This window comes from Comamonas testosteroni ATCC 11996 (genome assembly GCF_000241525.1).
Taxonomy (GTDB): domain Bacteria; phylum Pseudomonadota; class Gammaproteobacteria; order Burkholderiales; family Burkholderiaceae_C; genus Comamonas; species Comamonas testosteroni.
In genome coordinates this window covers 251,659-265,591 of record NZ_AHIL01000026.1, presented here as the reverse complement: position 1 = coordinate 265,591, position 13,933 = coordinate 251,659, and the positions used below count along the sequence as shown (strand labels likewise).

Sequence of the window (13,933 nt, the reverse complement as noted above, 5' to 3'; positions counted from 1 at the left end):
AAAACGGTTCTTCAATAGGGGATGACCGGGCTCAGGATAGCTCAGCCATGGAGAGGGCGGACTCCATATCCACCGCAACAATTCGTGAAACGCCCTGCTCCTGCATGGTCACACCAATCAGCTGTTCGGCCATCTCCATGGCAATCTTGTTGTGACTGATGAACAGGAACTGGGTTCCCTTGCTCATGCTGTAAACCAGCTTGGCATAACGTTCGGTATTGGCATCGTCCAGCGGCGCATCCACCTCGTCCAGCAGACAGAATGGCGCTGGGTTGAGCTGGAAGATGGCAAACACCAGCGCAATCGCGGTCAGCGCCTTTTCGCCGCCCGAGAGCAGGTGAATGGTCTGGTTCTTCTTGCCGGGCGGCTGGGCAATCACCTGCACGCCGGCATCAAGGATTTCGTCGCCAGTGATCACCAGCTTGGCCTGACCGCCACCGAACAGCTCGGGGAACATGCGGCCGAAGTGACGATTGACGATATCGAAGGTGCCGGTCAGCAGATCCCGCGTTTCGGCATCGATCTTGCGGATCGCCTCTTCCAGGGTATTCATGGCCTTGGTCAGATCATCCATCTGCGCATCGAGGAAGGTCTTTCGCTCACGCGCCAGGGTCAATTCATCCAGCGCGGCCAGATTCACGGCCCCCAAGGCCTGGATTTCGCGGTGCAGACGGTCGATTTCACCTTGCAGGCCGTGCATGCGCACATTGCCTTCGGCGATCGACTGAGCCACCGCCGCCAGATCAGCCTCTGCTTCGGTCAGCAGGTTGCTGTACTGCTCCAGACCCAGACGCGCGGCCTGCTCCTTGAGCTGAAATTCTGTGATGCGCTGACGCAGCGGGTCCAGTGCCTTTTCCAGGCTCTGGCGGCGCTCGTCGCTGGCACGCAGCTTGTTGGTCAGATCCTCATATTCGCTGCGGCGTTCGGCAACCTCTTTTTCGCGCTGCATCTTCAGATCCAGTGCATCCTGCAGACCACCCTGCGCCGCGGCATCAGACAGTCTTGCCAGTTCGTCCTGAGCGCGCTGCTGCTCCTCGGCCAGGGACTTGGCCTGCTGGCTGGCGGTTTCGATGGTGCGCGACAACTCGGCGCGACGCGCGTGCAGAGTGCGCTGCGAGAAGGTTGCCTCCTGGGCCTGACGCTCCAGGCTGCGCAACTGCTCGCGCGATTCGTTCAGGCGGCGCTCGGCCTCCAGCACGCGATCTCCCAGCTGGGCATGACGCTCCTGGCTGTCGGCCAGTTGCATGTCCAGCTCTTCAAAGCGTGCCTCGGCGGCGACCTTGCGCTCTTCGATATCGGAGAGCTGGGTTTCGACTTCGGACAGATCCGCCGAAATTTGCGCGTTGCGTGCCCGCGCCTGCTCGGCCAGCTGAGACAGGCGCAAGGTCTCGACCTGCAGCTCATGGGAGCGACTTTGCGACTCGCTGGCTTCGCGACGTGCAGACACCAGCCGCTGCGAGGCATCTGCATAAGCGCTTTCGGCGCGCACCAAAGCCGAACGCGATTCATCAGCGATCAGCGCCTGGGCGCGGACTTCCTTTTCCAGGTGCTCGATTTCCTGCGCCCGCGCCAGCAACCCAGATTGTTCGGAGTCCTGCGCATAAAAAGTCACGCTGTGGGCCGTCACCGCATGGCCGGTGGGCACATAAATGGTCTCGCCGGCCTGCAGATCGGCACGCTTGGCCAGGGCCTCGTCGAGCGTGGGCGCGGTATAGCAGCCCGTCAGCCAGTCCACCAGCACGGCGCGCAGACCGGCGTCATTGATCTTGAGCAGATCGCTGAGACGCGCAAAGCGCGCAGCTGACGGGGCACCGGCTGCCTGAGCCTGGCTGAAGAAGGCCAGCCGGGCCGGCGGAGCGTCCAGCCCCCCCGAGCCCAGAAAACCGCGCACCATGTCGAGGCGCCCGACTTCCAGTGCCCCCAGACGTTCGCGCAGTGCGGCTTCCAGCGCATTTTCCCAGCCCGACTCGATGGCTATGCGGCTCCACAGACCTTGCATGCCGTCCAACCCATGCTTGGCCAGCCAGGGCTGAAGCTTGCCATCGGTCTTGACCTTTTCCTGCAAGGCCTTGAGCGCATCCAGCCGCGCAGACAGATCGGCGTGACGACTGTTTTCGGCATTCACGGCCTGCTGGCGTGCGCGCCTATCCTCGTCGAGTTGCGGCACGCTGTCCTGCAACTCATTGAGGACGGCATCGGCCATCTCGGCCAGCTCCTGCGCCTCGGCCAGTTGTGCCTGCAAATTGTTCAGGCGCGCTTCGTCCGGCGTTTCCAGTGCATTGCGGTCGGCACGCAAACGTTCATAACGGGTTTCAAACTGGCGACGCTGCTCATCGAGGCTGCGCTGCTCGGCGGCCAGCACCTGAATCTGCTGCTGCACCTGCACCACCGAGTTGCGCTGGTCTGCATCGGCTTTCTGCGCCTTATGCAGAGAATCTTCCAGATCGGGCAGGCGGGTGCTTTGCTCCTCGAGCTGGGCAGCCAGCATCTCGGCCTGCTCTTCGGCATCCATGCCCGCACCTTCGATGTTCTCGATCTCGCCCTGGGCCTCTTCGCTGCGGCTGCTCCACAGCAGCAGTTGCTCGGCCAGTTGCTGCAGACGCAGTTGCACACGCTGGCGGCCTTCGACCACATAGCGGATTTCAGCCTCCAGCTTGCCGACCTCGGCCGTGGCTTCGTAGAGCTTGCTCTGCGCCTGATTGACCTGATCGCTGGCGTCGTAGTGCGACTGACGCAGGGTCTCGAGTCCGCTCTCGTTGTTGCGGATATCGGCCATGCGCTCTTCGAGCTCGTTGACGACCTTGAGGCCTTCAATGCGCACGCGGTCCTGCTCGGCCTCGGCATCGGCCCGCTTCATGAACCACAGTTGATGCTGCTTGAGCGTGACCTGGGCGTTCAGGCCGTTGTACTTGGCCGCAACTTCGGCCTGCTTTTCCAGCTTGTCCAGATTGGCATTGAGCTCGCGCAGAATGTCTTCCACACGGGTGAGGTTCTCGGTCGTGGCCGAGAGGCGGTTTTCCGTCTCACGACGACGCTCCTTGTACTTGGAAACCCCGGCCGCTTCTTCGAGGAACAGACGCAGCTCTTCGGGGCGCGACTCGATAATGCGGCTGATCGTGCCCTGGCCGATGATGGCATAGGCACGCGGTCCCAGACCCGTGCCCAGAAACACGTCCTGAACGTCGCGACGACGCACGGGCTGGTTGTTGATGAAGTAGCTGCTGTTGCCCTCGCGCGTGAGCACGCGCTTGACGGCGATCTCTCCAAACTGTCCCCACTGACCGCCCGCACGGTGGTCGCTGTTGTCGAAGGTCAGCTCCACACTGGCACGGCTGGACGGCTTGCGATGCGTGGTGCCATTGAAGATCACGTCCTGCATGGACTCGCCACGCAACTCGCTGGCCTTGCTCTCCCCCAGCACCCAGCGCACCGCATCCATGATGTTGGACTTGCCGCAACCGTTGGGCCCCACCACGCCGACCATCTGCCCCGGCAGAATGAAATTGGTGGGCTCGGCAAAGGATTTGAAGCCGGAGAGCTTGATGGAATTCAGGCGCACGGTGTCGGTGTCGGTCTAGAGGCTGGCCAGCAAAGGCTTGTGATTGGGAAAGGAAAACGGCAAAAGCGGTTGCACAAACGCAAAACTTGAAAAAGCCCTGTTCTTGCTAGCAACCGTCAACAGACGGGAATCATAACGCGGCCTGCCCCCTCATCAGCCAAGATTGCTGCATACACGCAAACCATAGCTGCCTGCGCAGGATCGGTAAGGGATTGGGCCGATTTTGATCGAATAAGAGAGCAGCGGGCGCCTCAGGTGCGAGGCTGAAAAGCAATCAGGCCCGCCCCCAGCAGACAGACGGCCACCCCTGCCATATCCCAGGCGCTGGGTTTGATGCCATCCACCAGCCACAGCCACAGAAGCGCCACGCTGATGTAGATGCCGCCGTAGGCCGCGTAGATACGACCAGAGGCCGAGGGATGCAAAGTCAGCAGCCAGACAAACAAGGCCAGGCTGACCGCAGCAGGCAGCAGCAGCCAGGCGCTGGCGCCCTGCTTGAGCCAGAGCCAGGGCAGGTAGCAGCCCACAATCTCCGCCACGGCGGTCAGGACAAATAACAGCAGGGTCTTGATTTCAGGCAATTCAATCTCTCACACAGCGAAATGCGGGCATTGTAGAGAGCATGAACCGCCTCAGCGCATGGACACCGGACTGAGAGCCGGCGTCGGAGATCCCGGCACATTGCCATTGGTGACCAGGCTCTCGAACTCGCTGACCGGCACGGGCGGGCTCATCAGATACCCCTGCCACGCATAGCAGCGTATGCCTTCGAGAAAACGGCACTGGGCCTGGGTCTCCACGCCTTCGGCGATCACATGCAGGCTCAGGCTCTTGGCCAGAGCCACAATGGTGCGGGCAATGGCTGCGTCATTGGGATCGGTCAGTACGTCACGCACAAAGCTGCGGTCGATCTTGAGCTGATCGAGCGGCAGCCGTTTCAGATAGGACAGCGAGGAGTAGCCGGTACCAAAGTCGTCCAGCGAAAATCCGATGCCGTAGGACTTCAGACGCATCATCTTGGCGATGGTGTCGTCCACATCGGAGACCAGCATGCCTTCGGTCAACTCCAGCTTGAGCCGACGCGCATCGGCCCCATGCTCGGCCAGCGCCTTGAGCACCTGTTCGACAAATCCGCCCTGATGGAACTGCTTGGGACTGACGTTGACCGAGAGCACCAGTTGCGCATAACGGGGGTGCTTGGCCCATTTCGCCAGTTGTTGGCAGGCGGCCTGCAGCACCCAGTCGCCCAGGGGCAGTATGACGCCTGTTTCCTCAGCCAGCGGAATGAAGTGCGCAGGGGGGACGAAGCCTTTTTCAGGATGCTTCCAGCGCAGCAGACCTTCGGCGCCGATCACCTTGCCCATCTCCACCTGAGGTTGATAGAACAGCTCGAACTCACCGGCCTGCAGACCGGCACGCATGTCCTGCTCAAGCGTACGGCGCTCCTGCAGCGCCGATTGCAGTTGGGGGTCAAAGAAGCAACTGACATTGCGCCCCTGGCTCTTGGCCTGGTACATGGCCATTTCAGCGCGGCGCTGTACCTCTTCACCCGTCAGTTCTGCCTCGCCAAACAGGCTCAGGCCCATGCTGACGGTGATGGAGCGCGGAATACCGCCGATTTCTATGGGCTCACGTAATCGGCTCAGCCACTGGTCGGCCTGCTGCTCCAGCCTGGCGGCAGCCGCCACGGAATCGCTGCCAAGGTCATCTATCAAAAGTACAAAATCATCACCGCCCTGACGAGCAATCGTGGCCCCTGAAGGAAGCAGACCACGGATGCGCTGACTCATCGACTGCAGCAGCAAATCACCCTGATCCAGACCATAGGTCTCGTTGAAGGCTTTGAAATTATCGATATCCAGCAGCACCACACCACCAAAATGGGCCTGGCGTTGAGCCACGGCCAGAGCCTGTTGCAGCCGATCAGCCAGCAGGCGCCGGTTGGGCAGGCCAGTCAAGGCATCGTAGAAGGCCAGACGGCGGACCTCCTGCTCGGCCGCCATACGCTGGCTCTGATCCTGCAGCACCATCAAGCACCCCTCGGCTTGCAGCACGGCACTGACCGCAACTGGGCGGCGCAGACCGTCTACCCCCCTGAGCATCAATGTCTGCGCAGACACCGTGCAGGCCGACGCCTCGGTGGCCAGCTCGTCCCACTGAGCCTGCACATCGTCGACACGCTCGGATTGGCGCAGCTGCAACGTCCGGCGGGCCTGAGCCGTGGCGACTTCCCAGCGCTGGATGACTCGCTCGCGCTCAGCAGCATCAGGGAACATGCGCTCCCACCATTGCTGGGTTGATACGCTGGGCTTGCCCCCATGGCCGGCCAGACGCAGAAACTCTTCGTTCCAGTAGACCAGACGCCCATCCAGATCCTCCATGACCAGACCCACCGGAAGTCTTTGCATGAGATTGCGCAACTGCTGATGACCCAGACGCTCCATCTGCTCGAGGCGCTTGCGCCCGCTGATGTCCTGCACCAGCACCTGCAGGCGCCGCGATTCATGACGTCCGGTCAGAAATGCATTGAGTTCAACCCAGACTGGCGCCCCCTCCTTGGAACGCAGACAGAACTCGCCCGCGTTGTGCAGGAACTGCTGCAGGTCCAGTCCTTCAAGCAGTTGCGCACAGTGCGCCTGGTCTTCGGGCATGACCAGCTCCAGCACGTTGCGCCTGCGAATCTCCTGGGCCTCATAGCCCAGCAACCGACAGAAATGCTGGTTGACCTTGAGTACGCTGCGCGTGGCGACATCAAGCTCGAGCACTCCCATGGCAGCCTGCTCGCACATGGCGTGAAAGCGCGCATCACTCTCCTGCCTTGCCTGGGCACTGAACTTGAGGCGCCGGCTCCAGCTCCAGCGGCTTTGCCACCAGCCCGAGACCAAGGCAGCCAGCACCAGCCCCGCCAGCAGGCCCAGGCCCAATACCAGCCAGGGCAGATTCCTCTCATGCCTTCTCTGAGAGCTGAGCGCGGGCTTGAACTGCAGTGACCAGATGCGGTCATACACCTGTATCTGCCGCTCCAGCGGCTTGATCAAGGCAAATTCAGGATGGGTTTCCGCCTCCGCCCACAGTGAGCCAGTGAACAAAATCTCCGAACCGCCGGCAAGCATAGACAGCGGCGCGGTCAGCCTCTTGTGGTCCCCTCCTGCCTTTGACGATGGGTCGGCTGGGCTGAGATCCACCAGCTTGAAGGCCACCTGAGGGTAGAGGTTGGCCGGAACCAGCCCCCTCGCAAATTCGCCCAGACGGATCTGTGCATTGAGCGTTCCCAGCGGCTTTTCGGAAAATTTCCCGATAGCGGCGGCGCCCCCCTCCTCTGCTGCAGCCCACAACGGAGCCCGCAACACCACGCCCTTGGGGCTATCGGGAAGTTGCAGAAAGCGAAATGGAGCCGACATCGACATCTGGCGAGAGCTCCATGCCTGCATCAAGGAATGAAATGCCGCCGCCGGCTGACGCGCATTGCTTCCCGCCAATGCCTCGTTGCCTATCATTGGCCAGACGTAGGAAACCTCGAAGGCCTGGGAATCACGCACAAGATCGGTGTGCTGCTCCGCAGCCACCGCACGGGTCAGACTCAGGGCCTGCAGCCCCACCAGACTATCCTGACTGAGCAGAGCATGGGCATGCTGCGCAAAAACCTGCTGCCCCGCATCCGCATTGCTGGCCATTTGCTCAGCGAGCTTGACGAGCAGACGGTCATAGCTGCCCAGGCGCTGCTCCAGAGCTCGCGTCGCCATATCGGCACTGAGCTGCAAGCGCTGTTGCATGCGCGACTCCTGGCGTTGATGGAGCATCCAGCCCCCCAAACCGCCACAGGAAACTCCAAAACCCAATGCCAGCAGCGCCAACCAAGGTTTACGCACTTTCATCACTGGCTGAGTTGCGAATTGCGACATGCAAAAAACACAAGAATCCTGAGTTGCGAGGTGGCTCCAGTCGGCAGTGGCGCCTTGCAGCAAAGGCTGCAGCACCATGAGCCAACATGAGGAGCGACATAGTTTGTAGGAGCAAACCTACATCCAAAGAACATTCACACCAAGTGATTACCCTGAAAGGCTTGGCATGATTGCGTCTAGATTTAGATCAAATCATAGGCACAAGCTTGTATATCCAATACAAAGCGCTGCAAAATCAAGAGCAACCTCAGGTCGCAAAATTGACAAATGTCAATATTTGTCGGAGCTTAGTCCTATTCAGGCCGCATCACAAACCACGACAACTCGTATCTTTTTAGCCACAATCAAGCAGAACCACAGTGCCCTACCCGGTTATTCCCGCGTGCAAGCGCCTGTGGTTTGCCCACCGGCAATAAAACAACCATGTCACAACGCACGACTCTGCTGATCGTCTACCACTCACTGACTGGCGGCACACTCCAGATGGTTGAAGCGGCCAGCACTGGCGCCCGACAGGAGGAATCCGTCGAGGTCCGCGTGCTGCATGCCTCCCAGGCCGGCCCGCAAGACCTGCTGCAAGCTCAGGGCTATCTGTTTGCCACGCCGGAGAATCTGGCCGCCATCAGCGGTCTGATGAAGGACTTCTTCGATCGAAGCTATTACGGCGTGCTCGACCGGATACAGGGCCGCCCCTATGCCAGCTTGGTCTGCGCCGGCAGCGACGGTCATAACGCAGCAAGGCAGATGGAACGCATTGCCACCGGCTGGCGCCTGAAGGCCGTGGCAGAACCGCTCATCATCTGCACCCATGCTCAGACGCCGGAGGCCATACTCGCCCCCAAGCAGATATCGGCCGACGATTTGCAGCGCTGCGAAACATTGGGGCAATCACTGGCCACGGGACTGGCCTTGGGCATTTTTTAGAAAAACAAGGGTTTGCCCGCATCATTCCGGGCAGGACAGGCTCCATACAAAGGCAAGAATGGAGCCTTCGAATCGGGTTGTATAAATGTGCCATCATTGCGCGCGCATGCTTTTCTCCGATGCACGCCCCCAAGCAGGCATAGTCTGCGACTTCACCAGCTCTTGCGTCCATGATTGAACCAGACACCGCACGTCCCAAGCGCACGCCACGCGGCCCCAGTCCGCAAAAGACTCAGGCCACGCGCCGCTCCATCGTGGCGGCTGCGTTTGCAGAATTTCTGGAACACGGCTATGCGCGTGGCACCACGGCTTCGGTGGCACAGCGCGCGGGACTGTCAAAGGTCACGCTGTTTCGCTATTTCGACAGCAAGGAAGCCCTGTTCGAAGCTGTCATCCAGACACATATCGCCTCGGCCGCCGTGGCCTTGCAGTCCAGCCCCATGCACGAGCATGAATCGGTGGGCGAATATCTGCTGCGCACCGTGGGCGCCGCTGCGGAGGTCATAGACAGCAGCGGCCGCTCTGCCACGGCCAGGCTGGTCGTCGCCGAAGGCCTGGAGTTTCCGCTGCTGGCGCAGATGTATCGTCGTTACGTTCACGATGCCTTGCTCGAGCATTTCACCCGGCTCGCACAGTTGGCTGCCAAACGTGGCGAACTCAAGGCTCCTGAGCTGGTGCAGCACCCGGAATTGCTGCTTGCACCGCTGTGGCTGGCCATGATGAACAACACCGTCATCCATCCCGAAGTGCCCATGAATGCCGGAACCCTGTTCCGGCTCCAGGTGACCCTGCTGTTCAAGATGCCTTGAGTATTGGCGCGCCAGAATTTCAATGAAATCCGGTCCAATCGCTTACTGGTAAAGCGCCAGTAGCTATCAAAAACAAAGCCGCAACCTTTCGGACTGCGGCTTTGTTCATCGAGCGAGTTCGCCCATCAACCCTGCAGTGCGGCCTCTTCACCGCCCAGAGCCTTCCACAAGGTCACGCGGTTGAGTTGTTCCGACAGGCGCAGGCCTATCAAGGTCTGCTGTGCGGTATAGAGGCTGCGCTGCGCATCCAGCACCGTCAGATAGTTGTCCACGCCGGCCTTGAAGCGAGCATTCGACAAATCAAAGGCTTTTTGCGTATTGGCCACCATGCTGGTCTGGGCGGCCAGCCGCTCACCCCACTGGGCTCGGTCAGCCAGCACATCCGCCACCTCCTTGAAGGCTGTCTGCACGGACTTCTCGTACTGACTCAGCGCAATGCGCTGATTGCTTTCGGCCACCTGTACATTGGCGCGGTTGCGGCCGCCATCAAAAATCGGCAGCTTGACCAGAGGGATGAAACTCCAGGTGCTGTTGTTGTTGCCGAACAGGCGGTCCAGCTCGTTGCTGCCGGTACCGACACTGCCGGTGAGCGTGATGCTGGGAAACAGCGCCGCTCTGGCTGCGCCGATATTGGCATTCATGGCCTGCAGATTGCGCTCCGCAGCCTGCACATCCGGGCGCTTGAGCAGCACCGATGAGGGCAAGGGTACGGGCACGAGCTTGAGAGCCGCCGTGTCTGCCGCACCCGTCAGGGTCTGGGCGTTGGGCAGCAGCTGCGTAGGCACCGGACCGCCTACCAACAGCTGCAGGGCATTGCGGTCCCTGTCGACCTGGGAGGTATAGCTGGCCACATCGCCGCGTGCCGTATCGACCGTGGTCTGGTTCTGGGCCAACACCAGGCCGGAGGTCGAGCCCAGCTCATGCATGCGCCGCGTCAGCTCGAAAGCCTTGATGCGGCTGTCCAGCGTGTCCCTGGCCAGTTGCAGGCGTGCCTGATCGGCCGCCAGCGTCAGCCAGGCATTGGCGACATCAGCCACCAGACCGATCTGCACATTGCGCCGGTTGTCCTGGCTTTGCAGAAACTGCTGCAGCGAGGCTTCGCTCAGATTGCGGATGCGCCCCCACAGATCCAGCTCATAGCTGGCAAAGCCCAGCTGAGCCGTGTATTGCTCAGCGACACTGGAGCGCCCTGCCGTCGTCAGATCCCCCGCGGTGCGCGTGCGATTGCTCTGCGCCTGGGCCGTGATGCCCGGCAGCAGGTCGGCTCTGGTGATGCCGTACTGGGCGCGCGCCTTCTCGATGTTTTCCAGCGCGACGCGCAGATCGCGATTGTTGCTCAGCGCCAGCGCCACCACCTCGCGCAGCTGCGGCGACTGCAACCATTGCAGCGCCTGGGCCTGTTGCAGCGCTGCCTCGCTTGCCTGAGCCGGCACGGCGTTGCCGGAGACAGTCTCGGGCACGGGCAGATCAGGCGTTCTATAGGCCGGAGCCAGGTTGCAGCCCGCCAGCAAGGCCGTCACTGCGGCGGCCGCCATGGCCGAAAATTTCATGCTCGGGCGCCTCATGCCGCGCTCTCCTTGTTGACGTCAGCCGCCGCATCGCTGCGCGAGCGGCTCTTGAACCAGCTGCGCACCAGCAGGAAGAACACCGGCACGAGGAAGATACCCAGCACCGTCGATGCCACCATGCCGCCCAGTACGGCCGTGCCGATGGCATTGCGACCACCGGCACCAGCGCCGGTGCCGATGGCCAGCGGAATCACACCGAAACCAAAGGCCAGAGAAGTCATCAGGATGGGACGCAGACGCAGACGCACGGCTTCCACCGTTGCGTCGAACAGCTTCTTGCCCTGCTCCTGCAGCTGCACCGCAAACTCCACGATCAGGATCGCGTTCTTTGCCGCAAGACCCACGGTGGTGAGCAGACCGACCTGGAAATACACGTCGTTGGTCAAGCCACGTGTATAGGTCGCCAGCAGTGCCCCCACCACGCCCAGCGGCACGGCCAGCATCACCGACAGCGGCACCGTCCAGCTTTCATAGAGTGCGGCCAGGCACAGGAAGACGAACAGAATCGAGATGGCATACAGCATGGGCGCCTGCGCACCTGACTGGCGCTCCTGCAGAGAAGCTCCGGTCCATTCGTAGGAAATGCCGTTGGGCAGCTTCTTCAGGATGTCTTCCACCGTCTCCATCGCAGTACCCGAGCTGATGCCCGCTGCGGCACGGCCTTCAAACTCATAGGCCGGGCTGCCGTTATAGCGCAGCAGCTGGGGCGAACCATAGGCCCAGTAGGTTTTGGAGAACGCGCCAAACGGCACCATCTCGCCCTTGTTGTTGCGCACCGTCCATTTGGCAATATCGCCGGGCAGCATGCGGTACTGCGCATCGCCCATGATGTAGACACGCTTGACGCGACCGTTGTTCAGGAAGTCGTTCACATAGGTGCCGCCCATGGCGCTGGAGAGCACGCTGTTGATGTCGGTGTACGCCAGCCCCAGAGCGGCAGCCTTGCGGTCATCCACATCCACGCGCAGCTCGCTGGCGTCTTCCAGATTGGTGGTGCGCACAGCCGTCAGCAGATTGTTGGCACGCATTTCGCCAAGCACCTGATCCCGCGCGGCGAGCAGCGCTTCATGGCCCACACCATTGATGTCCTTGATCATGAAGTTGTAGCCCGAGCTCGAACCCAGGCCGCGCACTGCGGGCGGCAACACCACCTGCACGCGCGCATCACGGATGCCGGCCAGATCCTTGGTCGCCTTGTTTGCAATGGCCGCCGCCGACTGCGAGGGCAGCGGACGCATGCTCCAAGGCTTCAGACGAATGAAGCCGCGCGCCGAGCTCTGGTCGCCGTTGAGGCCCGAAACCTGGTTGAAGCTGATCACATCCGGCTGCTTGGCCAGATACTCGCGCACCTGGTCCAGCACTTCCTGCAGACGGGCGTCCGAAGCGCCGGAAGGCAGATTCACATTGACATAGACAAAGCCCTGATCCTCGTCCGGCAGGAACGAGGTGGGCAACTTGGCCATCAGCAACCAGACCGCGGCCAGAACGGCCAGGAAGATCAGCATCATGCGCTTGGCCCGGCCCAGGCTGAAAGCCACGGTGCTCTGATAACGATTGGCCGAAGCATCGAAATTGCGGTTGAACCAGCGGAAGAAACGGTCGTTGATGCCCAGCACCCCGGAGCGTATGGGACGCTCATGGCCATCGCCATGGCTGCGATCCGGGGCCTTGAGAAGCGTTGCGCAAAGCGCCGGTGTCAGCGTCAGGGCCACAAACACGGACAGCGCCATGGCCGCAACAATGGTGATGGAGAACTGGCGGTAGATCACACCCGTCGAGCCGCCAAAGAAGGCCATGGGCACGAACACCGCCGACAGCGTGACCCCGATACCGACCAGTGCGGGCGTGATTTCCCTCATGGACTGGCGCGTCGCCTCCTTGGGAGACTTGCCCGTCTCGTGCATCACCCGCTCCACGTTCTCGACCACCACGATGGCATCGTCCACCAGCAGACCGATGGCCAGCACCATGGCGAACATGGTCAGGGTATTGATGGAGAAGCCCGCGACGGACAGCACGCCGAAGGTACCCAGCAGCACCACCGGCACGGCAATGGCGGGGATCAGCGTGGCTCGGAAGTTCTGCAGGAACACGAACATTACGATCACCACCAGCACCATGGCCTCGCCCAGCGCATGCACCACTTCGCTGATCGAGGCCCGCACAAAGGGCGTGGAGTCCGAGCTCACGAAGTAGTCGATCTGGTTGGGAAAGAAGGGCTTGAGCTCGGCCAGCTTGGCCGCCACTGCATCCGACACCGCCATGGCGTTGGCACCGTCGGCCAGGATGATGCCCATGCCCGCACCGGGCATGCCGTTGAGCTTGGCCTGAATGGACAGATTGTCGGCCCCCAGTTCCACCCGGGCCACATCCTTGATGGTGACGACAGAGCCGTCATTCGAGGACTTGAGCACGATGTTCTCGAACTGCTCTACTGTCTTGAGCTTGGTGCGCGCCGTGATGGTCGCGTTCAGCTGCTGGTTCTGCACCGCAGGCAGAGCCCCCAGCTGGCCTGCAGAGACCTGGGCATTCTGCGCGTTGAGCGCGCTGCTCAGATCGGAGGGAATCAGCCCGTACTTCTCCATCTTGGCCGGGTCCATCCAGATGCGCATCGCATAGGGCGTGCCGAAGACGTTGATGTCACCCACGCCCTCGATGCGCCCGATGATGTCCACCAGATTGCTGTTGATGTAGTCGCCGATGTCCACGGCGGTCACGTCCTCATCGGGTGCATAGAAACTGTAGGTGACGAGAAAATCCTGGCCGCCCTTGTTGATGAAGACGCCACGCGTCTTCACAGCGTCCGGCAGGCGGTTGACCGCGCCCTGAATCTTGTTTTGCACCTGCACCTGCGCCACGTCGACATTGGTGCCCGGAGCAAAGGTCAACGTGATACGCGCTTGACCCGACGCATTGCTGGTCGAGCTCATATAGAGCATGTTGTCGATGCCCTTGATCTGCTGCTCGATGATCTGCGTCACCGAGTTTTCGACCGTCTCCGCCGAAGCGCCCGTGTACTGGGCGCCGATGGTCACCCGGGGAGGAGCGATCTCGGGGTACTGCTCCAGCGGCAGCAGCTTGATCGACAAAGCCCCGGCCAGCATGATGATGATGGCGATGACCCACGCAAAGATGGGCCGATTGATGAAGAACTGAGCCATGTGTGTCGCC

General features: G+C 61.3%; 7 protein-coding genes. 2 read left to right on the top strand and 5 right to left on the bottom strand.

All coding sequences use genetic code 11. The features are described from left to right. Window positions 1-31: 31 nt before the first annotated feature. From smc to CTATCC11996_RS10845, 3 genes are all read right to left on the bottom strand, one after another. Window positions 32-3,559 carry a chromosome segregation protein SMC gene (smc, locus tag CTATCC11996_RS10855; RefSeq protein WP_003075997.1) on the bottom strand — a complete coding sequence of 1,176 codons (3,528 nt, stop codon included), beginning with the start codon at window positions 3,557-3,559 and terminating at the stop codon, window positions 32-34. 251 nt (window positions 3,560-3,810) lie between these two features. After that, entirely contained in the window at window positions 3,811-4,140 is a 330-nt protein-coding gene (locus CTATCC11996_RS10850; RefSeq protein ID WP_003075995.1) for a YnfA family protein, read from the bottom strand. Window positions 4,141-4,191: 51 nt separating this feature from the next. After that, window positions 4,192-7,332: a bifunctional diguanylate cyclase/phosphodiesterase gene (locus CTATCC11996_RS10845; RefSeq protein WP_003075993.1), complete on the bottom strand. Its 3,141-nt coding sequence runs from the start codon at window positions 7,330-7,332 to the stop codon at window positions 4,192-4,194. Between the two features lie 552 nt (window positions 7,333-7,884). On the opposite strand from CTATCC11996_RS10845, the gene CTATCC11996_RS10840 reads away from it, so the two are divergent. Both CTATCC11996_RS10840 and CTATCC11996_RS10835 read left to right on the top strand, forming a co-directional pair. After that, complete coding sequence (locus CTATCC11996_RS10840) at window positions 7,885-8,385, top strand: flavodoxin family protein (RefSeq protein ID WP_003075991.1); 501 nt, start codon at window positions 7,885-7,887, stop codon at window positions 8,383-8,385. A 170-nt stretch (window positions 8,386-8,555) separates the two neighbouring features. Continuing rightward, window positions 8,556-9,194, top strand: a complete 639-nt coding sequence (locus CTATCC11996_RS10835) for a TetR/AcrR family transcriptional regulator (RefSeq protein WP_003075989.1) — start codon at window positions 8,556-8,558, stop codon at window positions 9,192-9,194. A gap of 125 nt (window positions 9,195-9,319) precedes the next feature. Here CTATCC11996_RS10835 and CTATCC11996_RS10830 read toward each other — a convergent pair whose 3' ends face one another. Then, complete coding sequence (locus tag CTATCC11996_RS10830) at window positions 9,320-10,759, bottom strand: efflux transporter outer membrane subunit (protein ID WP_003075987.1); 1,440 nt, start codon at window positions 10,757-10,759, stop codon at window positions 9,320-9,322. Next, window positions 10,756-13,923, bottom strand: a complete 3,168-nt coding sequence (locus CTATCC11996_RS10825; protein ID WP_003075985.1) for an efflux RND transporter permease subunit — start codon at window positions 13,921-13,923, stop codon at window positions 10,756-10,758. Before CTATCC11996_RS10825 ends, CTATCC11996_RS10830 begins: the two co-directional genes overlap by 4 nt. Window positions 13,924-13,933: the final 10 nt, after the last annotated feature.